The sequence below is a fragment of the Exilibacterium tricleocarpae genome, from assembly GCF_007004655.1.
GTDB lineage: Bacteria > Pseudomonadota > Gammaproteobacteria > Pseudomonadales > Cellvibrionaceae > Exilibacterium > Exilibacterium tricleocarpae.
Map to the genome: position 1 here is coordinate 53543 of NZ_ML660112.1, position 24611 is coordinate 78153.

Sequence of the window (24611 nt, forward strand, 5' to 3'; positions counted from 1 at the left end):
CATCGGGACCGCTAGCACTATGACTACTTACCGAGTATCGGCCGATATCGGCGGCACATTTACCGATATCGTTATCGAACCGTCCGACGGGCCGGTTTATATTGGCAAGGTCGCCACCACGCCCGACAATCCGGCCAGGGGTGTGATCGACGGCATTCGCGCATCGGTGCCGGATTTATCCGCCGTGGAGTTTTTTGTGCACGGCACCACCGTGGGCTTGAATGCCTTTCTCGAACGCAAGGGCGAGCGGGTCATGTTGATCTGCAGCGCCGGCGCGCGCGACAGCTACACCATTGCCCGCGGTAACCGCCAGACGCTTTACGAAATCGGCTACCAAAAACCCGAGCAACTGGTGCCGCGCCGCGACGTGCACGAAGTCCGCGGCCGCATCGCCTGGGATGGCCGCGAACTCGAAGCGCTGTGTGCCGCCGACTTCGAGCCGATTATCGACAAGGCCCGCGCCGAGGGCATCAATGCCATTGCCGTTTGTTTTCTGCACGCCTACGCCTACCCCGAGCACGAACTGCAGGCGGCGGAGATATTGCGCGCGGCGCTGCCTGAGGTATCCGTATCGCTGTCGCACACCGTGGCCCGGGAGTGGCGGGAGTATGAGCGCGCCTCCTCCACGGTCATGAACGCCTATGTCGCGCCGGTTATGCAGCGCTATTTGCACAGTCTGCAAACCGAACTGGCGGCCGAGCAGGTTGGCGCCACCGTGCATATCATGCAGTCCAGTGGCGGCGTGACCACCGCCGCCAGCGCCAGTCGCCACCCGGTTTTTACCCTGTTGTCAGGTCCTGTTGGCGGCACCATTGCCGGCACCGCGCTGGCCGCCGCCAGCGGTCGCGGTAATCTGCTCTGTGTCGACATGGGAGGCACCTCCTTCGATTTGAGTTTGGTCATCGACGGCAAAGCCAATACCACACTGGAAACGGAACTGGAGGGGCTGCCGCTGTTGATGTCGGTGGTGGATATTCAGACCATCGGCACCGGTGGCGGCTCCATCGCCTGGCTCGACGGCGACGCCGTGCGGGTGGGGCCCCACAGTGCCGGTTCGCAACCGGGGCCGGCCTGCTACGGCCGCGGCGGCCGCCAGCCCACGGTCACCGACGCCAACCTGTTTCTCGGCCGTCTCGGCACGGCTTCGCTGCTGGGCGGCGAGATGAAAATGGACCTGGAGGCTTGCCAGCGCGCCGTGCAGGACCTGGCCGCCGCCGCCGGTATCGAGGCCACGGCGTTTGCCGAGGGCATCCTGGCGATTTCCAATGCCGCCATGGCCGACGCCATGCGTACTATCACCGTCAGCCAGGGTGTGGACCCGCGGGAGTTTACCCTGGTGGCCTTCGGCGGCGCCGGACCCATGGCGGCGGTGTTTCTGGCCGAGGAGTTGGATATCGATGCGGTGATGATTCCGCGGTTCCCCGGTACCTTTTCCGCCTGGGGCATGTTGAAGACCGATCTGCGCCAGGATTTTACCCAGAACTTTTACCAGCCCGCCGAGAATGTGGAAGGCGCCGAGATCGAGGCAATCTTTGCCCGGCTGGCGGGCGAGGGCAGTGCGTCACTGGCAGAGGAGGGGGTGGCCGCCGGCGATATCTCTCACCAGCGCTCGGCCGATATGCGCTACAAAGGCCAGGAATATACCATCAATGTCGCTATTGCACCGGGCGCCGATATCGCCGCGATCAGTGCCGATTTCCACCGCGCCCACGAGCGCCGCTACGGGCACTGCAACGACGCCGCGCCGGTGGAGTTCGTCAACTTGCGCCTGGCCAGTTTCGGCGCGCTGAAGAAATACCGCGACAGCGCCGCGCCGGCGCCGACCGAGGCGGAGCCGGCGCTGATTGCACAGCGCCCGGCGGTATTTGCCGGGCGCCGGTATGAGACACCGGTCTATGCGCGGGCGCGCCTGGCGGCCGACTCGTGCTACCCGGGCCCCGCCATCGTCGAGGAGCAGAGTGCGACCACGGTAGTGCCGCCCGGTTGGCAGCTTGCGCTCGATGCGGGCGGCAACCTGCTTCTCAGCCGCCATCACGCCGAGGGAGAGTCATCATGAGCAGCACCGATCCGATTACCACAGAAATTATTCGCAACGCTTTTATTTCCATCGCCATGGATATGAATGCGGCCCTGATCCGCTCCGCTTTTACGCCGGTCATCTATGAAGGCAAGGACTGTTCGGTGGCGCTGATCGACAAACACGGCGATGTGCTCGGGCAATCGCTGGGCTTGCCCTTGTTTCTCGGCAATCTTGAAATCTGCGTAAAAATCATCGCCGACAAATGGGGTTGGGATTACTTCAAAGAGGGCGATGTGTTCTATATGAATGACTCTTACATGACCGGCACTCACCTCAATGATTCCACCATTATCATGCCGATTTTCTGGCGCGGCGAGCGGGTTGGTTTTGCCGCCTCGCGCGCCCACTGGCTCGATGTGGGCGCCAAGGACCCCGGCAATCCGGTGGACTCCCACGAAATCTACCAGGAGGGCATGCGCTGGGGGCCGACGCGGTTGTATGAGGGCGGTGTTGCCCGCACCGATGTGATCGAGCTGCTGCGCCTGAACAGCCGCTTTGGCGATGCCCTGATCGGCGATATGAATGCCCAGATCGCCGCCGGCCGCACCGGTGAGAAACGCCTGCGCGCACTGTTTGACCGTTTTGGCAAAGAGACTATCGAGGCGGCGCGGGATGAAATTTTCCGCCAGACCGAAGCCCGCGAGCGCGAGACTATTGCCGCGCTGCCCGACGGTGTCTACCGCGCCGAGGGTTGTCTCGACAACAACGGTCTGGATGACGAGGCGGTTGCCGTCAAGCTCGAGCTGCGTGTCGAAGGCGACAGCATCGATGTCGATCTGGCCGGCTCCAGCGAGCAGACCGGCCCGGTCAACTGCGGCATCACCCAGACCATCGCCGCCACCCGCGTCGCTTATAAACTGCTGATCTGCCCGGAGTTGCCGCCGAACGGCGGCTCGTTCCGGCCGCTGCAGGTCAGCGCCCCGGAGGGAAGCATCTTCAACGCGGTGGCGCCCGCCGCCTGCTCCTGGTATTTCTCTTCGCTCGGCCTGTTGATCGACCTGGTGGTAAAAGCGCTGGCCGATGTGATTCCCGAGCGTGCCGCTGCCGCCCATTACGGTGATTCCATGGTGATCAGCCTCTCGGGCAAAGACCCGCGTCACGACGATGAATTTTACCTGATGCTCGAGCCCACCACCGGCGGCTGGGGCGCGTTTGCCGAGGGCGATGGTGCCAATTCACTGATCAACAATGTCAACGGCGGTTTCAAGGACCTGCCGATTGAAATCTTTGAATCCAAATACCCGGTGATGATTCGCGACTACGGCGTGCGTTGCGACTCCGGTGGGCCGGGCAGATTCCGGGGCGGCAACGGCACCTACCGCGAGTATGAACTGTTGACAGATTCCTCCCTCAGCCTCTGGTTTGAGCGCGCCAAAACCACCGCCTGGGGGCTGTTCGGTGGCGATAGCGCGCTCGGGCCGAATGTCGATGTTGCCATCCCCGGACAGCCGCCCGAGTCCTATACCAAGGTCAATGCCAAGGCGGTAGCCAAAGGCACTGTGATTAAAAGCTTTACCGGTGGTGGGGGTGGCTATGGTCCCGCGTTTGAGCGCGAACCCGAGAGGGTGCGTGAAGATGTGTTGGACGGTTATGTGAGCCTCGATGCTGCCCGGGAGGCTTATGGGGTGGTTCTGACCGAGACCTTGGATATTGATATGGCTGCCACGCAGGCCCTGCGTAGTGAGCGCGCCGGCTGACGGTTTGCCCTCTGGGTGGCTCGCCGCCGGTAGACTTATAAAATCGGCTTTCTGCAAGCAGTATCAAATTGCCGGCGGCAGCTTTTGTAAGCGGTAGGAGCAGTTCGCCAACTAGATCGCTGCGGCTGAGCTTGTCGACCTTACCGAGCTGCTCGCCGCAGTGGTGTCTCCGCTACCTGTTTTTAAATGGGGGCGCCGTTGGTAGATGGAGTTGACGTTAGGTGATGGAGTGACCTTGCGGGTAGGTGTGAGATAATGTTTTTCCGGAGCGGGAGAGAGCTTGACTCTATTCGTTAACTGATTGTTTTTTTGTTAAAGTTTCTATTTAAAACCCCTTCGTGTCGCTTTCTGTGTTGCAAGATAGGTCCGCCATTGTGGCCTGCATTGTCTGCTATGTTCTAAATCACTTTTTTATCCGATCAAGCTAGATATTCGAGATACCCACTTTCTGTGGTTGCTCGGGGAACGGTAATATTATCACTGATACAGGCTGATATCTTCCATCTGACGTTTACTATGGGCAACCCCGGGGTGGCCGTGTATAGTGGCCTATTAGCTGCTTACCTTTATGGATTTAGAGAATATGGATGGATAGCACTAACCCTATTCAAATTTATGTGACGGAAGATGGGCAAACGCAGATCGATGTGCGGTTTGAGCAGGATACTGTATGGCTCTCTCAAGCGCAGATGGTTGAATTGTTTGGTAGAGATCAATCGGTTCTATCCCGGCATATTCGTAATGCCGTCAGTGACGGGGAGGTTGCTGAAAAAAGCAATATGCAAAAAATGCATATTGCACATTCTGACAAACCCGTGGCTTTCTATGACTTGGAAGTTATTATTTCTGTTGGATATCGTATCAAATCTGCTCAAGGTGTTCAGTTTCGGCGTTGGGCCACTCAGCGCCTGAAGGAATACCTGGTGCAGGGCTATACCTTAAATCAACAGCGCTTTGACAAGAATGCGGCTGAATTGCAGCAAGCGCTTGGGCTGATTCGCAAAGCAGCGAAATCGTCTGAAATGACTGCTGAGGCGGGCTCCGGTCTGGTTGAAATTGTCAGCCGCTATACGCAAACCTTTCTCTGGTTACAGCGCTATGATGAGGGTTTGTTGGATGAACCTTCCGGCCAGGCGGGTGGCAGCTTGCCTTCGCCTGATGATGCTATGCAGTCTTTGTTAAAACTTAAGCAGTCACTGATTGAGCGCGGTGAGGCGACGGCATTATTCGCCAATCCACGCGATGAAGGTTTGGCCAGTATATTCGGTAATCTCGACCAAACGGTTTTTGGTAAACCGGCATACCCCTCTATTGAAAGCAAGGCTGCTCATCTGCTGTATTTCGTGGTGAAAAACCACCCGTTTTCCGATGGCAACAAGCGCAGTGGTGCGTTTCTGTTTGTGGATTTTCTGAATCGAAATGGACGGCTATTCAACAAGCAGGGCGAGACAGCCATCAATGATACGGGGCTGGCGGCCTTGACATTGCTGGTTGCTGAGTCAGACCCGAAACAAAAGGATACGTTGATTCGGTTGATTATGCATATGCTGGCATCTGAAGTTGATGTCGAGATATGACCTGCTTGGAGGGGCTTGAGTTTTTCACCGATGGATACAGACACCTACAAACTTGCGCATATTGATAGAGCAGAAATTTTATCTGCTGCACGCAAAGCACTAATAGCAGCAGATATGCACTACTATGCCTGGACAGTGCGAGAACAGGAGCACTTTCTGGCTGACTGCAAACTGCTGATGGCTGACTATGCGGAGGTGGAAAAATTGCTGGCAGGAGAAATTGATCGAGCGAATGCTTGGTTAGCCGAAAATCATCAGGATATTCGCGACAGTTTTGATCCCGCGGTGGTTAAGTTGCGGAAAGAACGCAAGGTTATCATATCGCCCTCAGCGTTGGATGATCTAAGCAAAATTGGTGAGGATGACGAGCCACTTAGCACTTAAGTAGGTAATCAGCCGGTGCGTTAGCAGTTAATCGGCTGGTGGTAATCTCAATAAGCAACAGAGGTTTCCTATTCAAGCTTGTTGGTCAGTGCTTCCCGTGCAAGGCTTGGCGGTGTAGTGACTTAGCCAGGGCGGACAGGTAGTCCGATTCCTGTTCGTACGTTTGCGCATAGGGGCATACAGTCATTTGGCCGAATGCGAAGAGCCGTATGAACTCCGCATCGCCGCCCTCAGCCTCTGGTTTGAGCGCGCCAAAACCACCGCTTGAGAATTGTTCGGCGGCGACAGTGCGCGCAGGCTGATTGTCAATGTCGCCGTCCCCGCCCAGCCGCCTGTGTCCTATACCAAGGTCAATGCCAAGACGGTGGCCAAGGGTACCGTGATGAAAAGCTTTACCGGTGGCGGCGGTGGTGGCGGTGGCTACGGGCCCGCGTTTGGGCGCGAACCCGAGCAGGTGCAACGATTCCAGCCAACCATTTAAAGGTCTGGATATTACCGATTTTATAAGCCATAATGTCTTATATTTTGAACAAATAATAGCTTATTGATCAATATATAAGACAATTTTTATGAAAACGCAAGCTACCAGTACATTGCCTAGAGCAGCGCGGCAGGCCTTAGTCAAGCTGGGTGAGGACATTGCTATTGCACGCAAAAAGCGCCGAATATCAACTGTCTCGATGGCCGAGCGCGCCTTTGTCAGTCGGGGCACGCTCTACAAGGTCGAAAAGGGTGATCCCTCGGTTTCAATGGGTATTTATGCGACGGTGCTTTTTATTCTAGGGCTGATCGAAGGTCTCGGAAACGTGGCTGATCGTAGTGCCGACACCTTGGGGTTGGATATTGACGAAGATCGGCTGCCCAAAAAAGTGCAGCCGCGCCGTAAAAGTACCCGCAAGCGGGGGTAATCATGACGGATACTATCGAAATCTACATTGACCATGCCGGTGAGACGCACTTGGTTGGCCTGTGTCGTTATGTTGCCAAACGTTATGGGCAGAGTTCTGTTTTTGAATACGCGGACGAATGGCTCGATCATCCAGGTGCTTTTGCCCTTGATCCGGCAAACCTGCCCTTGGCCCCTGGGCAGATTTACACCACATCAGACAAATCGGCCCTCCCAGGGGCGTTGCGAGATACCGCCCCTGATCGTTGGGGGCAGCAACTGATTAAACGGGCCTTTCGCAAAGCCGGTGAAGAGCGTGTTCTCTCAGAAATTGACTATCTGTTAGCAATTACCGATCAAACCCGAATAGGCGCACTGCGCTACAGGCGTGAAGGCGAAGATAGTTTCGACCATGACATTGGGCATTATCGCATCCCGCCACTGATACAACTGCCGGCCCTGATAAATGCAGCCGATGCTGTTCAGAGCAATGCGGAAACGGCGGAAGATTTAAAGTTGCTTTTGAATGAAGGTTCGCCGCTGGGTGGTGCCCGGCCGAAATCGGCTGTTATGGATAATGACGGCACATTGGCTATCGCCAAATTTCCCAAACCGGATGATGAGCGCAGCATCCCCCATGGCGAGGTGCTGGCAATGACCCTTGCCGCCAAAGTAGGAATAAATGTCTCGAAGGCGAGGTTGCAGGACGTAGCCGGTCGGCCGGTGGCGTTGATCACACGCTTTGACCGCCAGGATGGCCAACGCATCCCATTTTTGTCAGCCATGAGCCTGTTGGGGCTAAATGACGGCGATGAGGCGACCTATACCGATATTGCCGACTGTATACGCATGTACTCAAGCGAGCCAACCGCAGATTTGCACGAACTCTGGCGGCGGATCGTCTTTGGTGTATTGATTGGCAATCTCGATGATCACCTGCGTAACCATGGATTCCTGTATGACAAGGACGATAGGTGGCGGCTGTCACCGGCCTATGACCTGAACCCCGTGCCGTTGATGGAAAAGGCGCGTGAACTGACCACCTGGATTTCAGAAGAAGGCCCAGATGCAGATCTTGATATCGCCCGTAGAGCGGCACCTTACTTTGCGCTAAAGGAGAGCCAGGCTGAAGCAATCATTACTGACGTGACTGATGCCTTGCAGGGGTGGCAGAATACCGCGCGACAACTGGGTATGAGTGCGGCGGATATTGGTGTTTATGCTACAACGATACAAAGTGATGTATAACCGAGGGGGTATACCTTTTATGTTATTTCTATCGGTTAATCACACCATTTTCACAGTCAGTAAAAAATCATGACATTGAAACAACAACTCAACAGCCTTTCCAAGTCGGCGCTTATCGCTGTCATCGCCGATATCTATGGCCGCTATGGGGATATTGACGACTTAATTGAAACTCATGTTGAAAGTCTGGCTGGTCGTGAGTCGCGGGGCGATAACGAAACCTCTGCCGATCCACTTGCGCGGGTCCTGCAACGACAAATTGCCCAACTGACAAATGCAGATGACTTTATTGGCTACCACGGTGCTTATGACTTTTCATGTCGATTGCAAAGCCTGCTGCTGGATATAGAGGCCCTTGCAGAGCACGACCACGTTCAGGCCCTTGAAAGGCTTGAACAGTTACTCAACAGTCAGGACAACTTGCTGAACTACGTTGATGACTCCGATGGTGAAGTCAGCGGTGCATTGCGGGACGGTGTGGACTTATGGCTGAAAATTGCTGCCGACCTGCGCCAAATTCAACCTGACGCCAGAGAATGGGTGAGTGAGGTGCTCTGTTTCTTTGATCATAATGACTATGGCTGTTTCGACAACATTATCCGTCACAGTCGTTTTTTACTTTCTGAACAGGAGCTGAAAAAGCTGGCTTGGCGCTTTGAAACCGACGCCAAAAAGGCCATGGGCGACAAGCGCATTGCAGGCTATAAGCACAAGGCTGCCCATGCCTGCATAGGGCTACATGGCGTAGCTGAAGCGTTGGACGACATGGCACTGTATGAGAAAGGTACGCTAATCACCAGCCCTAAGCCGAACACCTTGCAATTGGAGCAGATGGTTGAATTCGCCCTGGAAATCGATGAATGGGAGCGGGCTGAATACTGGCTACAGCAATCCCAATGGCAAGATGATCAAAAGCGGCACACGAGTCTGCATAACCGTCTATTAGAGCTTCAGGGTAATATTGAGCAGCTTAAGCAAAATCTGTTGCAGGCGTATCAGGACAGCCCCAGCGAATACACCCTGATGGCCTATTGGGAATTTGCCAGCGCCAAAGAGAAGCGCACATTGGCTAAACAGGTACGTACAGTAACAGGCACCTTGCCTGATGGTCAGGGTGCCATCGGCATGCTATTGATTATTGAAGCTTTTGAAGAAGCCGAGCAATACTTGGTTGACCATTACGCTGAATTAGCCGGGACCTGGTACACCACCTTACTGAATTGGCTTGAACAATTCGAAACAGCAGGCTGCAAACTGGCCATCGTTATCTGCTATCGCCTATTGCTGGTTGATCTATTGGATCGTGGGAAAAGTCAGGCTTACCACCACGGGGCGCGCTATTTTCATAAGTTGCTGGCGTTAGACAGTTCTATCAATGACTACCAGGGGTTGGATCGTGCCCAGGATTTTGTTCATCAAATACAACAAAAACACTGGCGCAAGCGCTCCTTTTGGGCGGAGGCTAATTACCCCAATAAACCGATCCAATAGTCAATCGGCCGAGGTTAACTTCCATCTTCTCAAAACAAAGAAGCGCTTCGCTATCGCAGAGCCTTGTACGAGGGCTGGCAGGCACTAGCGCAGCGACCCATCAACACCAATATGGCCGAATCAATCTGTAGCCAGATTAAAGGTGTGGAGATGACTGTGCGTAAAGTGCCGGGTTGGGATAGTTTTTTCTTGCTGAGGAACGTGCAAGTGACGACTTTATGGAAGAGCTTGCTTCCCAGGAACAATCTGAGCGGATAGCATCATTATAGGGGTAAGCCATGTTCAAAGTGGCAGTGGCATCTGACTTACATTTTGAATTTTACGAAGATGATTCCCCATTGCTACAGGCGATGCCTGCTGAATGTGATGTGCTGGTGCTTGCCGGTGATATTGGTGTAGGGAAAGGGGCGATCGAAACGGTAAGGCGTATATCGTCAGTTTTAGATGACACCCGGATCGTATGGATAGCTGGCAATCATGAGTTTTACCGCCGCAGTATTGATGTTGAAACTCAGGCATTTAGACAAGCTTTTACAGATGATGAAAAAATCCACTTCCTGGAGAATGAGTCTGTCGAAATTGATGGCTACCGCTTTTTGGGGTGTACGTTATGGTCTGGGTTTAACTGCCTGGGAAGGGACAAACAAACCTTAGCAGCCCAGGAGGCTCAATCTTCGATCAGCGATTTTTCTGTTATCCGTAATCATGCAGGGACGAAACGTTTTACTGTCAATGACGCTATGCTGAGATTCCACGAAAGCCGTACCTGGCTGGAGGGCCAGTTGGCTGTGGGGGAGCCTGACAAAACAATCGTAGCTACTCACTTTCCACCAAGCCGACTGCTGCGCCATAAAAAAATCCCTGAAAATCTTTTAACGGCGTATTTCAATGCGCAGTGCGATGACTTGATTGAAAAGTACCAGCCCGTGGCTTGGCTTTATGGGCACAACCACTGGTCGGATGAGCTTACCATTGGCCAAACACGAGTGATCAGCAACCAACTGGGTTATCCAGGTGAGCGGGGTGGTATACCGGCATTTGATTCTTTGCAGGCTATGGTTCTTCCCTCATAGAACAGAAAACCTGACCTCAATTACCTCTCAATCAGGCGTATCACCCTCAATTTCCAATAAACATCTTGCTTTTGCTCGGCTGTTCTGGAGCGCTTGTCCCGTGTCCTAGGACTTGAGACAAGTCGACAGAGCCGGGAGCGCCGGTTTAACTGCGATGCGGCGGCGATAGGTTACGCAGGAAGCTATTTGGTTGCTGTAGTAGTCGATGCTGCCGAGAGGATCGTGGATGGGCATCTGATTACGGGGACTAACAATAAGGGCAAGCGACTGAAGTGGTTTAACTTGCAATTGCGCTGGCATGCGGAGCAGCACGAAACCTACTTGGAGCAACACCGTGCTCGACTGCGAACCGTCTAATGTGTGATAAGGGATTTTTGACTGAAGAGGTAGAAGAAACGATGAGGGGCTACGAAATCAAATTGCAGACCCAGAAAAACCGCTTAAAAAATCATTGTCTTAAGCGGTTTTTCATAGCCTTTTGACGTCTATCAAAATGGTGCCCAGGAGAGGACTTGAACCTCCACGGCCTTGCGGCCACTAGCACCTGAAGCTAGCGTGTCTACCAATTTCACCACCTGGGCAGGGGGAATAGCGCGGGTCAGAGCCCGCCAAGGACGCGAATACTAGTGTCCCGTCCCACCCTTGTCAATTCCCTTGATTAGGTTAAATCTACCCCACCCTGTCATAATTCCGGTATAGTCGCCGCCGAAGGCCGTCTGTCCGCCCCTATCCGGGCCCAGTCACAGGCGGCTCCATCCCACACAGGACACAGATTTGAAGAGAAAACGGACCACCGCGAGCCCCCCCAAAAAGGCCGCGAAGCCGCCGGCAAAAGCCGCCAGCCCCGCTAAAAGGGCCATGGACGCGATCAAAAAAGTCGTAAAAGCCGCCAAACGGGGCAAAAAAAGCAACCGCAAAGACCCCCACGCCAAACGCGAGGCAGCAAAATACGACAACCCCATCCCCAGCCGCGAATTTATTCTCGAGGTGCTGGACGCCGCTCCCGGCCCCCTCACCCACGAGGCACTCTGCGAGGTACTGGACCTGCAAGACCCGGAACCCATTGAGGCCCTGCGCCGGCGCCTGATCGCCATGTCGCGCGACGGGCAGCTGATCAGCAACCGCCGCCAGGGCTATATGCCGGTGGACCAGCGGGACCTGATCCGCGGCCGCATCCAGGGCCATAAAGACGGCTTCGGCTTTTTGATCCCCGCCGACGGCGGCGAGGACATCTTTCTCTCCCACCGGCAGATGCGCAAGGTCTTCGACGGCGACGAGGCGGTGGTGCGACTCACCCACGAGGACCAGCGCGGCAAGCTCGAAGGCGCCATTGTCGAGGTGCTGGCCCACCACACCCACCAGGTGGTGGGACGCCTTGTCACCGACCACGATATCCAGTTTGTGCGACCCGACAACGCCCGCCTCGGACACGATATCCTGATCCCCCCCAAACAGCACCGCGACGCCGCCAGCGGGCAGTTCGTGGTGGTCGAGATCACCCAGCAGCCACAGCGCGATAGCTGGCCGGTGGGCCGGGTGCTGGAAGTGCTGGGCGACCATATGGCGCCGGGCATGGAAATCGATGTGGCGATCCGCTCCCACGGGATTCCCCACCTGTGGCCGGCCGATGTGCAGGCCGAAGCCGCCCGCCTGCCGGCGGAAGTGGTGGCCGGCGACAAAAAGAAGCGGATCGACCTGCGCCAACTGCCGCTGGTCACCATCGACGGCGAAGACGCCCGCGACTTCGACGACGCGGTCTACTGCGAGCGCCGCAAAACCGGCGGCTGGCGCCTGCTGGTGGCGATTGCCGATGTGTCCCACTACGTGCAGGTGAACAGTGCGCTGGATCGCGAGGCGCAGGTGCGCGGCAACTCCGTCTATTTTCCCGACCACGTAATCCCGATGTTGCCGGAGGCCCTGTCCAACGGGCTCTGCTCACTCAACCCCGACGTGGACCGGCTGTGCATGGTCTGCGAAATGACTATCAGCAAAAGCGGGCGCATCAGCGGCTATAAATTCTACGAAGGGGTGATGCACTCCCACGCCCGTCTCACCTACACCCAGGTGGGACAGGTGATTGCCGAGCGCGACAACAGCCGCAGCGGCGTGCGCAAACAGTTTCACCACCTGCTGCCGCACCTGGACGAACTGCATAACCTCTACCAGGTGCTGCGCCAGGCCCGCGAACAGCGCGGCGCGATCGATTTTGAAACCACCGAAACCCGCATCGTGTTCGACAAGACGCGCAAGATCGAGCGCATCGTACCTGTGCAACGCAACGACGCCCACAAGCTGATCGAGGAGTGTATGCTCTGCGCCAATGTGTGCGCGGCGCGCTTTCTGGAAAAACACGACCTGCTTGGTTTATACCGGGTGCATGAAGGCCCGGGCGAAGAAAAGCTGAACAATTTGCGCGAGTTTCTCGGCGAACTGGGCCTGAAACTGGGCGGTGGCAGCAAGCCCGCGCCGGGCGACTACCAGACGCTGTTGCAATCCATCAGCGACCGCGCCGACGCCCACCTGATCCAGACGGTGATGTTGCGCAGTCTCAGCCAGGCGGTCTACCAGCCCGAGAACAAAGGTCACTTCGGTCTCGGCTACACCGCCTACACTCACTTCACTTCGCCGATCCGGCGCTATCCCGACCTGCTGACCCACCGGGCGATCCGCCATATCATCCGCTCCCGCAAGTCCACCGATCAGGTGGAGCGCGTGCGCGGTGCCGGCGTGCTGTCGAAAAAAGTCATTTTCCCCTACGGCCCTGAGGATGTGCTGGCGTTCGGCGAGCAGAGTTCCCTGACCGAGAGGCGCGCCGACGATGCCACCCGCGATGTGGTGAGCTGGCTGAAATGTGAATACCTGCAGGACCATGTCGGCGATGTATTCGACGGCGTGATCAGCGCCGTCACCGGTTTCGGCCTGTTTGTCGAACTCAGGGACCTCTATGTGGATGGCCTGGTGCATATTACCAATCTGCCCCACGACTATTATCACTTCGAGGCCGCCCAGCACAGGCTAGTCGGCGATCGCACCCGCAAGGTGTTTCGCCTCGGCGATGAACTGGTGGTGCAGGTGGTGCGGGTGGACCTGGACGAGCGCAAGGTGGACCTCGAACTGGTGGAGCAAAAACCGCGCAAGCGCACAAAGGTTTCCGCCAAGGCGCGGGAGTTGGCGGATGAATATGCTGACCGGCGCCAACCTAAAGCGAAAAAACGAGGCAAGGGCGAGCCGGGTAGACATGAGTCGGACAAAGGTCGGTCGGGTAGACGCGACGCGAGCAAAGGTAAATCGAGCAAAAGCGAAGCAGACAAGCGCGGGCGCAGCGCAGGCGAACGTGATAACAGCGGACGCGGCAAAGGCGCCTCGGGAAAAATTGAACAAGGTGTAGCCGAGCCGGGCAGAAGCAAGTCGAGCACAGGTAAGTCAAGCAAAGCCAAGCAAGGCCAAAGTAAGGCGGGTAGCCAGGGCGGGACCGGCGCCAAGACCAAAGGTGCCAAATCACCCCCCGCCGGCCGGCGCTCCCGCAAATCCCGCACCGACCGCGGGTAAGAACCGGTAACCGTGGCAAATCTCGAAACTCTCTACGGCCTGCACGCGGTGCAGGCGCTGCTGAAGAGCGCCCCGCAGCGAGCCCGGGAGCTGTGGGTGCTGCGCGGCCGCCGCGACCAGCGCCTAGCCAAAATACTGCAGTTGGCCGAATCACACGGCATTCCCCAAAAGGTGGTATCGCGACGCGAATTGGACGCCGCCGCTGCCGACGGCAATCACCAGGGCGTGGCGCTGCGGGCGGAAGTCGGGCAACTGTTTGATGAGCGCTACCTGCTGGCCCTGCTTGAGGAGCCCGCCCGCCCGCCGTTCCTGCTGGTGCTCGACGGCGTTACCGACCCCCATAACCTGGGCGCCTGCCTGCGCTCGGCCGAGGCCGCCGGGGTCGACGCCGTGGTGGTGCCGAAGGACAATTCCGCCGGTATCAATGCCACGGTCCGCAAGGTGGCCTGCGGTGCCGCCGAGGTGCTGCCGCTGATCCCGGTCACCAACCTGTCCCGCACGCTCAAGGCGCTGCAGGCCCGCAGCCTGTGGGTGATGGGCGCCGCCGGCGAGGCGTCGCGCAGTATCTTCGAAACTGACCTCAAAGGCCCCCTGGCACTGGTGCTGGGTGCCGAGGGCAAGGGGCTGCGGCGCCTGACCCGCGAACTCTGCGACGGCCTGGTCAATATCCCCATGGCCGGTACCGTCAGCAGCCTCAATGTGTCCGTCGCCACCGGCATCTGCCTGTTTGAGGCGGTGCGCCAGCGTGCGGCGCCCTGAGGGTAAACCCCTAAGGCCGGCACTTGCACCCTGGCACACAACCCCCGGGGAAAGGTCGGTACTTGTACCCTGGCACACAACCCCCCGGGGAAAGGTCGGTACTTGTACCCTGGCACACAACCCCCCGGGGAAAGGTCGGTACTTGTACCCTGGCACACAACCCCCCGGGGAAAGGCCGGCACTTGCGCCCTGTTACCCAACCCCTCGGGGAAAGCCGGCACTTGCATCCCCGTACGCAACCCCCTAGAATACGCCGCCCGATAAACTTGTTGGTAAACCGTTCGTTTATCGGCAAGCCGTTTATCAATCGGCAAACTGTTTATTGGTAAAACCCGGCCGGGCCTGTCCCCGGTCCTCCTTGCCTCACCGGATTGCCCGCCCCAGCGAGTGGCGGCAGTAGCGGGAGGCTTAACCCGTAAGGAGCTACAATGCGTCATTACGAAATCGTGTTTCTGGTGCACCCGGACCAGAGCGAGCAGGTACCCGGTATGGTGGAGCGCTACAGCGCCGCCATCAAAAACGGCGGTGGCCAGGTTCACCGCCTCGAGGACTGGGGGCGCCGGCAACTGGCTTACTCCATCAACAAGATTCACAAAGCCCACTACATCCTGATGAATGTCGAGTGCGGTGAAGAAGCCCTGGAAGAGTTGACCACTAACTTCCGTTACAACGACGCGGTGCTGCGCAATATCGTGATTCGCAGCGGCGAGCCGGTCACCGAAGAATCCCCGATCATGAAGGCGGAAAAAGAGAGCCGCGAGCGCAAGGCCCGCAGCGATCGTCGCGAGGAGCGCACCGAGCGCGAAACCGCGACCGAGACTGCCGCCAGCCCCGAAGGCGATACAGCGGCCGCACCTGCGGCGCCCGTTGCCGAAGCCGTCGCCGCCGGCGATGATCAAGCCGAACCCGGCGCAGAAAAATCAGGAGAGTAATCCATGGCACGTTTTTTCCGTCGTCGTAAGTTCTGCCGTTTCACCGCCGAAGGGGTCAAGCAGATCGACTATAAAGATCTCGACACCCTCAAGGCCTATGTCTCTGAAACCGGCAAAATCGTACCGAGCCGTATCACCGGTACCAAGGCAAAGTATCAGCGCCAGTTGGCCACCGCCGTCAAGCGGGCCCGTTTCCTGGCGTTGCTGCCTTACACCGACAGCCACGAATAAGGTTTTCGAGCGGATTGCCGGTAACCAGTAACGGGAGTCAATACCAGTGCGCGCGCTAGCCGAATTTATCATGGCCGGGCGTGTGCAGGCGGCTGTGGTCGTACTGCTCGGCAGCTGGCTGCCGTTGATCAGCCCTGCCGCGGTGGCACTGATCACCCTGCGCCGGGGTGCCGGGGACGGGGCGCTGATTTTGCTGTGGGCCCTGCTGCCGCCGCTGAGCGGTTTTTTTGTGGGAAATGTGGGGCCGCTGATGCCCTATGTTTCCCTGGGCGGTTTGCTGACCGTTTACGGCGCCGCTCTGGTGTTGCGCCAGAGCCTGTCCTGGGGTCACTGCCTCACTGCGGTGGTGGCGCTGAGCTGCCTGACGGTATTGTCGGCCGCCTGGCTGATGCCGGATATGGCACAGCAGATGCTGGCGCTGTTCAGGGAGATTCTGGCCTCGCTGATGGCCGGGCAGGAAGAGCTGGCGCTCAGTAACGTGTTTGTCACAGGCTGGCTCGGCAGTATGACGGCGGTGGCCGGGGTGCTGGCATTGTTGCTGGCGCGCTGGTGGCAGGCACTGCTTTACAACCCGGGTGGTTTCCAGGCGGAATTCCACCAACTGCGACTCGATCCGGCACAGGCGCTGGTGTCGCTGGCGGCAACCATGTATTGCCTGGTGCAGGGTGGCGATTACCTGACCTGGCTGGGTGTGTTTGCCGTGCCCTTGTGGCTGGCCGGGGTGGCCCTGGTGCACTTCAGTGTGCGGGTCCGGCAGTTGGGCTGGCCGGTGCTGGTGGTGTTTTACCCGCTGGTGGTGATGCTCAATCCGTTGTCGTTAACGCTGCTATTGTTACTGGCGTTTTCCGATACGTGGATGAATTTTCGCGCGCGGCTGAAGCCGAAGGGTTCCGAATAGCGGAGCCCGGGCGGGCGCCCCGCGCACAGAATGCGAAATGCAAATTACAGAGGATAAACGAGATGGACGTGATTCTGCTCGATAAAGTGGGCAAGCTGGGCACCATCGGTGACAAGGTTGCCGTAAAAGCAGGCTTTGGCCGCAATTATCTTATTCCCCAAGGCAAGGCGATTCCGGCCACTGCCGCCAATCTGGCGGAGTTCGAAGCGCGCCGCTCCGAATTGGAAGCCGCCGCCGCCAAGAAGCTGACCGGTGCCGAGGGTCGCGCCGCGCGCCTCGCAGAGGTGTCCATCACTATCACCGCCAATGCCGGTGACGAGGGCAAGCTGTTCGGTTCCATCGGCACTCGCGATATCGCCGAAGCGGTGACCGCCGCCGGTGTCGAAATCAGCAAGTCCGAGGTGCGCCTGCCGGAAGGTACATTGCGTGAACTGGGTGAGTATGACGTCGACATCCAGTTACACACCGATGTCGTGCAGCCCATCAAGCTGGCAATTGTCGCTGAATAAGACGGCCGGCAACTGACAGCGACCCATAAATCGGGCACCATTGGCAGACCCGGGATATTGCCCGGGCTGATGCCGCGGTGCCCGGTTGGGTATTGGCATCGGGACTTAAGCCTAGTTTTAGCTCAGTTTTAGCTTAGCGATTCACTGAACGGGACCCAACCCCCAGGCCATGTCTGACGCCCACGACTATTTCGATTCCGCGCCCGATATGGGCGAGCCCCCGCCCGGCGAGACCCCCGAGGAAATCAGCCTGCCTCATTCTATTGAGGCGGAGCAGGCCGTGTTGGGGGGCCTGATGCTCGACAGCCAGCGCTTCGATGCGGTGGCCGAGACCGTCGATGCCGACGATTTCTACAGCGGCGTGCACGGACAGATTTACCGCATGATGCTGAAACTGTCCGAGGCCGGCCAGCCCCTGGATGTGATTCCGCTGTCGGAAGAGCTGGACCGCCACGGCGAGTTGGAGCGGGTCGGCGGCCACGCCTACCTGATTGAACTGGCCACCAATACCCCCAGCGCCGCCAACGTCGTCGCCTACGCCAAGATTGTGCGCGAGCGCTCCACGCTGCGCCAGTTGATCGCCGCCGCCAGTGAAATCAGTCGCTCCAGTTTCAATCCGGCGGGACTGGACTCCGACGATCTGCTGCAATTGGCGGAAAAACGCGTCGCGGAAATTGCCGAGGACCGACCTAAGGAAGGCGGCTTTCAAGAGGTCAACGGCCTGCTCAAGGCCACTGTCGAGAAGATCGACGAGCTGTTTCGCTCCGACAGCGATATCACCGGCCTCACCACCGGCCTCGAGGAGCTCGATGGCCGCACGTCCGGCTGGCAGGACGGGGAGCTGATCATCCTGGCGGCGCGTCCCTCCATGGGCAAAACCGCGCTGGCGCTGAACTTCGTCGAGGCGGCTATTATGAGCCAGCCGAAACCGGCGCTGGTGTTCAGCATGGAAATGCCGGCCGGCTCGCTGATTATGCGTATGCTCTCCTCGGTGGGGCGTATCGACCAGGGCAAAATCCGCAATGGCGCCTTGACCGAGGAGGACTGGCCCAAGCTCTCGGCGGCGGTGGGAAAAATGAAAGACAAGCCGCTGTTTATCGACGATACCCCGGGACTTACGCCCCAGGAGGTGCGGGCCCGGGTGCGCCGGGTGGCGCGCGAGCACGGCGATCCCGGGCTGATTATGGTGGACTACCTGCAGTTGATGCAGGTGGCGGGGTCCAGCGAGGGGCGCACCCAGGAGATTTCCGAGATCTCCCGCTCCCTGAAAGCCATTGCCAAGGAGTACGACTGCCCGGTAGTCGCCCTGTCGCAGCTTAACCGCGGGGTCGAACAGCGTCCCAACAAGCGCCCGATGAACTCCGACCTGCGCGAGTCGGGCGCCATTGAGCAGGACGCCGATGTGATTGTGTTTATCTACCGCGACGAGTACTACAACGAGGACAGCCCCGACAAAGGGGTGGCAGAGCTGATTATCGGCAAGCAGCGCAACGGCGAGGTGGGTACCTGCCGGGCGGCTTTTGTCGGTAAATACACCCGTTTCGAAAACCTCGCGCCGGAGTATTTCCAGCAGGAGGGGTATTGAGGTCGCTGGGCTGTGGTGTGTTTTTGAGGGTATCGCTGGAATTCGCAGATACTCGATAAAAACGCAGGAGATCGCAGTAAGCGGATAGCGGTGCCTCATTAACCGGGAGTGGCCCCTCTCGAGGGGGACGCAACTAAAGTTACGTCCCCGCACTGTGCCACCGGAGGATCGGTCTTAAGTCGCACTGTGCCACCAGAGGATCGGTCTTAAGTCGCACTGTGCCACCAGAGGATCAGTTTTAGTCTCACCGTGCCACCGGAAAATCAGCCTCGAAACCCTAATAAACCCTAATGTCTTTGTGTAAGCTATTAGGTTAGGCTTATATGTCTAAGGAAAACCCATCGTGTACATCATTCCTGGCGCTGTGTATTATCGCCGCCACCTGCGCTCAATCGGGAGCGCCTGAGAGCGAGTCGCCATGCAGATTTTCCACCACAGCCAGTCTATCCGCGATGCCCTCGGTGCCGAGCGGTTGGCGGGCAAGCGTATTGGCTTCGTGCCCACCATGGGCAACCTGCACCAGGCGCATATCGAATTGGTAAAAATCGCCCAGGCCAGCTGCGACCTGGTGGTGGTCAGTATTTTCGTCAATCGACTGCAGTTCGGTCTCAATGAGGACTGGGACAAATACCCCCGCACCTACGACGCCGATACCGCCAAGCTGCGCGCGGTGAACTGCGACTACCTGTTCTACCCCGAAGAGAGCGAAATCTATCCCAACGGCATGGCCGAGCAGACCCGGGTGGTGGTGCCCACCATGACCGATGTGCTCTGCGGCGCCAGCCGGCCGGGTCACTTCGAAGGGGTGACCACGGTGGTCAGCAAGCTGTTCAATATCGTGCAGCCCGACGAGGCGGTCTTCGGCATCAAGGACTTCCAGCAGCTGGCGCTGATCCGGCGCATGGTGGAAGACCTGTGCATACCGGTGAAAATTGTCGCCGGCGAGATTTTCCGTGAGTCCGACGGGCTTGCCATGAGCTCCCGCAACAGCTTTATTACAGAACAGGAGCGACCCCGGGCGGCACAGCTCAACCGCAGTCTCAACTGGATTGCCACTGAAGTGCGCGCCGGCAACCGCGGTTTTGCGACCCTGGAGGCAGAGGCCAGGCAACAGATAGAGGCGGCGGGTTTTCGCCCCGATTACATCAACGTCTGCAACAGCAAAACGCTCGAACCGGCGGCCGACGACGACAGCGATATCACTGTGCTCGGCGCCATGTACACCAGCGGCGCACGCCTGATCGACAATGTTTCGATAAACGTTTCGATAGACGTTTCCAGTGCCCCCGGCGGCCAACCCAATCGTGAGGATATGCCATGTTAACCACACTCCTGAAGGGCAAACTGCATATGGCCAGCGTGACCCAGGCGGAACTCTGGTACGACGGTTCCTGCGCCATCGATGCGGATTTGGTCAAACTGGCCGGGCTGCGGGAATTCGAGCAAATCGATATCTACGACGTCAATAACGGCGAGCGCTTTACCACCTATGTGATTCTGGCCGAGGCCGGTTCCGGCACCATCTCCATGAATGGTGCCGCGGCGCGCAAAGTGCAGGTGGGGGACCGGGTCATTATCGCCGCCTACGGGCAGTTCGAGGCCGCCGAGGCGGATGTCTATAAACCCCGCCTGGTCTATCTCAACGCGGACAATTCGGTAGAGCGCACCGCCAATACCATTCCGATCCAGGCGGCTTAACCGGCTGCCGGTGTTCCGATATTGCATCGGCTGGAACGGTATTAATGGCACTTGTTTCAGGCGCCTGCTTTTGGTGGTACTTAAGCGCAGGGTGCCAATTGACCGGCCTGCCTCTGCCCGGGCCTCCAGAAACACACCGTGAACCCGTCCATGGGGGCTCGCCTAAAGGGCCTACTTTCGCTTAAGGCGCCTACTTTTGGTGGTCACGACAGCATCCCTGCTGTCGAGAGTTTCTGAAGGTCCGGGCCAGAGGCAGACCTCCCCGCAGTATTCTTAATCGGACAGTTACAAGGTCCGCACTTGTCGGAGCCACGCAACCAGCGCTGTTGGCCGCGGTTGATTACTGTTACTCTTCAACGCAAGTTGTCAATAACCCATGACTATGGCTGCTCTCAACCGTCTTGGCGCAAAGCGGCTGCTGCCGTACCTGCTGATTCTCCCGGTGCTTAGCCTGCCCGCCTGGGCGACGGAGAAGGTGCTACGTTTCGGTATCAGCGCCACCCATCCGCTGCTGCCGGTAGCGCGTAATCTATTCGAAAACATGTACGCTGAACTCGGCTATACCATCAGCGTTGTCAATATGCCCCACCGGCGCAGCTTCAAAACCGCCAACGACGGGCGCGAACTGGACGGTGTGCTGTTGCAGGTCGAGGAGGTGATGGCGGGGTTTGATAATCTGCTGCGCGTGGAGTCGACGTTTTACGAAGTGGAGTCCTTTGTCTGGAGCCGCGACGCCGGCCTGAAGCTCGATGTGGATGGGTGGGCCAGCATCCGGCCTTACCGCATTGGTATCGACCAGCAGAAACTCTTCGGTATCAGCCGCACCGAAGGCTTCAACAGAATCGTCGCGAAAGACCCGCGACAGTCGATCAAACTACTGGCGGGCGGGCGCGTGGACCTGATTATCATGACCGGGTTCGAAGGGCGCTACTACGGCCGCCGCCAGAGCGAGACCCGCCTGCGACGCCTGGAGCCGGCGCTCTATTCGACGCCGTTGTACCACTACCTGCACCGCCGCCACCGGGAACTCCTGCCCCATATCAGCCGGCAGGTCAGGACACTGAGCGACAGTGGCGAGATCAACCGGATCATCGAACATCATATGGCAGAGCAGGCCGGCGGCCGCTGATCCGCGGCCGCTACCGACTGCGACCAATGTCTAAATCCAAAAGACCCGGCGGGTGGTTCTATTTCTACCTCAACCCGTTATCATGGGTCCTGGCGTCCTGCCAAGCACCAGCTCAGCCGATAAAATAAAGCAAACGGAGTCCTCCCCTATGTCTGCGTCCCCCACCTATCCCGTACCCGAGGGCTTTGCCGAGCAGGCCCATATCGATGCTGCCGCTTACGAGGCGCTCTATCAGCGCTCGATCGCCGAGCCGGAGGCTTTCTGGGCCGAACAGGCCGACGCGTTCCTGACTTGGGATACCCGCTGGGACAAGGTGCGGGAGTTCGATTTCCACAAGGGCTCGGCGCGTTGGTTTGCCGGGGGTAAACTCAATGTTGCCTACAACTGTATCGATCGCCACCTGGCCAGGCGGGGCGATCAGGTAGCCATTATCTGGGAGGGTGATGAGCCCACCGACGACCGCTCGATCACATATCGGGAATTGCACGACGCCGTCTGCCGCCTGGCCAATGTGCTGCGCGAGCGCGGCGTGAAAAAAGGCGATCGTGTCTGTATCTATATGCCGATGATTCCCGAGGCAGCCTACGCGATGCTGGCCTGTGCCCGCATCGGTGCGGTTCACTCGGTGGTGTTTGGCGGCTTCTCACCGGAAGCGCTCAAGGACCGTATTCTCGACTGCGACTGCCAGGTGTTGATTACCGCCGATGAGGGCGTGCGCGGCGGCAAAACCATCCCCCTGAAACACAATGCCGACCGCGCCCTGGCGGCCTGTCCCGACCTGCATACCTGTGTGGTGGTGAAGCGCACCGGCGGCGCTGTGGAGTGGCAGGAAGGGCGCGATGTCTGGTACGGCGAAGCGGTAGCCGCAGCCGCAGCCGACTGCGCGCCGGAATCCATGGATGCTGAGGACCCGCTGTTTATCCTTTACACCTCAGGTTCCACCGGCAAACCCAAAGGTGTGCTGCACACCACTGGCGGTTATCTGCTCCAGACGGCGATGACACACAAGTATGTGTTCGACTACCACGACGGCGATATCTATTGGTGCACCGCCGATGTGGGCTGGGTGACCGGCCACTCCTATATCGTCTACGGCCCCCTGGCCAACGGCGCTATCACCCTGATGTTCGAAGGCGTACCCACTTATCCCACTGCCTCGCGTTGCTGGGATGTGGTGGACAAGCACGGCGTGCAGATTTTCTACACCGCCCCCACCGCCATCCGCGCTCTAATGGGTGCCGGGGATGAGCCGGTAACGGGTACCTCGCGGCAATCGCTGAAGCTGTTGGGAACCGTCGGTGAGCCGATCAACCCCGAGGCCTGGGAGTGGTATTACCGGGTAGTGGGTGACAGCCGCTGCCCGATTGTGGATACCTGGTGGCAGACGGAAACCGGCGGCCATATGCTGACCCCGCTGCCCGGCGCCACCGCGCTCAAGCCGGGCTCGGCCACCCTGCCGTTTTTCGGGGTAGAGCCGGTATTGCTGGACGCCGACGGCGCCGAGATCGAGGGGCCCGGCTCCGGCAACCTGGCCATCAAAGCTTCCTGGCCCAGCCAGATTCGCACGGTTTACGGCGATCACCAGCGCCTTGTCGATACCTATTTCAGCGCTTTCCCGGGCTACTATTTCACCGGTGACGGCGCCCGCCGCGACGAGGATGGCTACTACTGGATTACCGGCCGGGTCGACGATGTGCTTAACGTCTCAGGCCACCGCATGGGCACCGCCGAAGTGGAGAGCGCCCTGGTGTTGCACGAGAAGGTCGCCGAGGCGGCGGTGGTGGGTTATCCCCACGATATCAAGGGGCAGGGCATCTACTGCTATGTCACCCTGATGAGCGGCGAGACGCCGAGCGACGAGTTAAAGCAAGAGCTGGTCGGCATGTGTGTGCGGGAGATCGGCCCTATCGCCAAGCCGGATATTATCCAGTGGGCTCCGGGCCTGCCGAAGACCCGCTCCGGCAAGATCATGCGGCGGATTTTGCGTAAGGTGGCGGCCAATGAGCTGGAAAATCTCGGCGATACCTCGACCCTGGCCGACCCCTCCGTGGTCGACCAGTTAATCGACAGTCGGGCGAATCGCTGAAGCTGCCGATGCGGGGCTGGTACCGCGCGGTTCAGCCGGGTTGCAGCGGCTGGCTGAAGTGGTAGCTGGCGATGTTGAAACCCTCGCGAAAATAAAACTTGTGAGCCCGGTGTCGCTGGGTTCCCGAGTCCAGGTGATAGACCTCACAACGCTCCGCGATCGCCAGTTCCCGCAGCCAGGAGACCAGCGCTTCGCCATGGCCCTCCGACCTGGCGTCGGCAGCGGTGACCAGGTCGTCCACATACAGGTTTTTGCCCATAAACAGGTTGGTGGTGATACGGTAGCCCGCCACCGCCACCACGCGCCGGCCCCGCTCGATAAAGGCCAGGCGATAGCCCTCGGTTTCCATATGGCGAACAGTGCTGACAAAATCGCCGGCCTGCAGGTGGGGTCGCAGTTCCGCCATTACGGCGAAACAGCCTTCGATATCGGTATCGGTGACGGCATGTCTGGGTGGGGCTGTGTGCACGGGTGGGTTCTCCGCTGACTTGTTTGCTTTGGATTTTGCAGAATAACCGACCCTTATGCTTTATGGTAGATGATAGTGGCGTCTGCCGGCCAGGCCTATGGCCTGGGTTCCGGTGCTCGCCTGCGCCCCCTTTTGCTCAAGGCTGGGCTTTCAAAAAACTCCGAGCTAGATTCTTAGATTGGTGAACTGTCCCCAGAACTCCACTTTGATCTACCCTTAAAACCACTACTGCACTTTTCCGATCGCATTACAGACAATGAATATCCTGGCATTTCGTTTAGTCTTACTGACTATTTGGAGCTGGTTGATTGGACAGGGCGAGCGATTCGT

The 24611-nt window shown here is 58.3% G+C and carries 21 protein-coding genes and 1 tRNA gene; 20 read left to right on the top strand and 2 right to left on the bottom strand.

The window, feature by feature from the left end:
* The first annotated feature begins 19 nt into the window (after positions 1–19).
* From FKG94_RS26025 to FKG94_RS26070, 9 genes are all read left to right on the top strand, one after another.
* Positions 20–2056, top strand: a complete 2037-nt coding sequence (locus FKG94_RS26025) for a hydantoinase/oxoprolinase family protein (RefSeq protein WP_142929879.1) — start codon at positions 20–22, stop codon at positions 2054–2056.
* Positions 2053–3777: a hydantoinase B/oxoprolinase family protein gene (locus FKG94_RS26030; protein WP_142929880.1), complete on the top strand. Its 1725-nt coding sequence runs from the start codon at positions 2053–2055 to the stop codon at positions 3775–3777. Before FKG94_RS26025 ends, FKG94_RS26030 begins: the two co-directional genes overlap by 4 nt.
* A 587-nt stretch (positions 3778–4364) precedes the next feature.
* Positions 4365–5354, top strand: a complete 990-nt coding sequence (locus tag FKG94_RS26035) for a virulence RhuM family protein/type II toxin-antitoxin system death-on-curing family toxin (RefSeq protein ID WP_142929881.1) — start codon at positions 4365–4367, stop codon at positions 5352–5354.
* Between the two features lie 30 nt (positions 5355–5384).
* Positions 5385–5738 carry a hypothetical protein gene (locus tag FKG94_RS26040; RefSeq protein ID WP_142929882.1) on the top strand — a complete coding sequence of 118 codons (354 nt, stop codon included), beginning with the start codon at positions 5385–5387 and terminating at the stop codon, positions 5736–5738.
* A gap of 334 nt (positions 5739–6072) precedes the next feature.
* Positions 6073–6219, top strand: a complete 147-nt coding sequence (locus FKG94_RS28845) for a hypothetical protein (protein ID WP_179957822.1) — start codon at positions 6073–6075, stop codon at positions 6217–6219.
* An 88-nt stretch (positions 6220–6307) separates the two neighbouring features.
* Entirely contained in the window at positions 6308–6646 is a 339-nt protein-coding gene (locus FKG94_RS26045; protein WP_142929883.1) for a helix-turn-helix domain-containing protein, read from the top strand.
* 2 nt (positions 6647–6648) lie between these two features.
* Positions 6649–7872 carry a type II toxin-antitoxin system HipA family toxin gene (locus FKG94_RS26050; RefSeq protein WP_142929884.1) on the top strand — a complete coding sequence of 408 codons (1224 nt, stop codon included), beginning with the start codon at positions 6649–6651 and terminating at the stop codon, positions 7870–7872.
* 69 nt (positions 7873–7941) lie between these two features.
* Positions 7942–9363, top strand: coding sequence for a DUF6880 family protein (locus FKG94_RS26055; protein WP_142929885.1), 1422 nt, complete (start codon positions 7942–7944; stop codon positions 9361–9363).
* A gap of 278 nt (positions 9364–9641) precedes the next feature.
* The gene (locus FKG94_RS26070; protein WP_142929886.1) at positions 9642–10436 is read left to right on the top strand and encodes a metallophosphoesterase; all 795 of its coding nucleotides are present in this window, start codon (positions 9642–9644) and stop codon (positions 10434–10436) included.
* A gap of 494 nt (positions 10437–10930) precedes the next feature.
* On the opposite strand, the gene FKG94_RS26075 is transcribed toward FKG94_RS26070, so the two are convergent.
* A tRNA-Leu gene (locus tag FKG94_RS26075) sits at positions 10931–11017 on the bottom strand.
* A gap of 277 nt (positions 11018–11294) precedes the next feature.
* Between FKG94_RS26075 and rnr the strand changes: the two genes are divergently transcribed.
* The 11 genes from rnr (at position 11295) to acs (ending at position 23812) form a co-directional block, all read left to right on the top strand.
* The gene (gene rnr / locus FKG94_RS26080) at positions 11295–13985 is read left to right on the top strand and encodes a ribonuclease R (RefSeq protein WP_142929898.1); all 2691 of its coding nucleotides are present in this window, start codon (positions 11295–11297) and stop codon (positions 13983–13985) included.
* A gap of 12 nt (positions 13986–13997) precedes the next feature.
* Positions 13998–14744 (top strand): 23S rRNA (guanosine(2251)-2'-O)-methyltransferase RlmB, encoded by a 747-nt coding sequence (gene rlmB, locus FKG94_RS26085; protein WP_142929887.1) that lies wholly within the window; start codon positions 13998–14000, stop codon positions 14742–14744.
* 428 nt (positions 14745–15172) lie between these two features.
* Positions 15173–15676 carry a 30S ribosomal protein S6 gene (gene rpsF / locus FKG94_RS26090; protein WP_142929888.1) on the top strand — a complete coding sequence of 168 codons (504 nt, stop codon included), beginning with the start codon at positions 15173–15175 and terminating at the stop codon, positions 15674–15676.
* A gap of 3 nt (positions 15677–15679) precedes the next feature.
* Positions 15680–15907, top strand: a complete 228-nt coding sequence (gene rpsR, locus FKG94_RS26095) for a 30S ribosomal protein S18 (RefSeq protein WP_075186566.1) — start codon at positions 15680–15682, stop codon at positions 15905–15907.
* 46 nt (positions 15908–15953) lie between these two features.
* Positions 15954–16805 carry a hypothetical protein gene (locus FKG94_RS26100; RefSeq protein ID WP_142929889.1) on the top strand — a complete coding sequence of 284 codons (852 nt, stop codon included), beginning with the start codon at positions 15954–15956 and terminating at the stop codon, positions 16803–16805.
* Between the two features lie 62 nt (positions 16806–16867).
* A complete protein-coding gene (gene rplI, locus FKG94_RS26105; RefSeq protein WP_142929890.1) occupies positions 16868–17314 on the top strand; it encodes a 50S ribosomal protein L9 in 447 nt (148 codons plus the stop codon).
* Positions 17315–17522: 208 nt separating this feature from the next.
* Positions 17523–18899 carry a replicative DNA helicase gene (gene dnaB, locus FKG94_RS26110; RefSeq protein ID WP_142929899.1) on the top strand — a complete coding sequence of 459 codons (1377 nt, stop codon included), beginning with the start codon at positions 17523–17525 and terminating at the stop codon, positions 18897–18899.
* Positions 18900–19317: 418 nt separating this feature from the next.
* Positions 19318–20223: a pantoate--beta-alanine ligase gene (panC, locus tag FKG94_RS26115; protein ID WP_142929891.1), complete on the top strand. Its 906-nt coding sequence runs from the start codon at positions 19318–19320 to the stop codon at positions 20221–20223.
* Positions 20217–20597, top strand: a complete 381-nt coding sequence (gene panD, locus FKG94_RS26120) for an aspartate 1-decarboxylase (protein ID WP_142929892.1) — start codon at positions 20217–20219, stop codon at positions 20595–20597. Before panC ends, panD begins: the two co-directional genes overlap by 7 nt.
* A gap of 376 nt (positions 20598–20973) precedes the next feature.
* The gene (locus FKG94_RS26125; RefSeq protein WP_142929893.1) at positions 20974–21726 is read left to right on the top strand and encodes a substrate-binding periplasmic protein; all 753 of its coding nucleotides are present in this window, start codon (positions 20974–20976) and stop codon (positions 21724–21726) included.
* A gap of 148 nt (positions 21727–21874) precedes the next feature.
* Positions 21875–23812 (top strand): acetate--CoA ligase, encoded by a 1938-nt coding sequence (acs, locus tag FKG94_RS26130; RefSeq protein WP_142929894.1) that lies wholly within the window; start codon positions 21875–21877, stop codon positions 23810–23812.
* 31 nt (positions 23813–23843) lie between these two features.
* Here acs and FKG94_RS26135 read toward each other — a convergent pair whose 3' ends face one another.
* On the bottom strand, positions 23844–24281 hold the full coding sequence (locus FKG94_RS26135) for a GNAT family N-acetyltransferase (RefSeq protein WP_246125411.1): 438 nt from the start codon (positions 24279–24281) through the stop codon (positions 23844–23846).
* Positions 24282–24611: the final 330 nt, after the last annotated feature.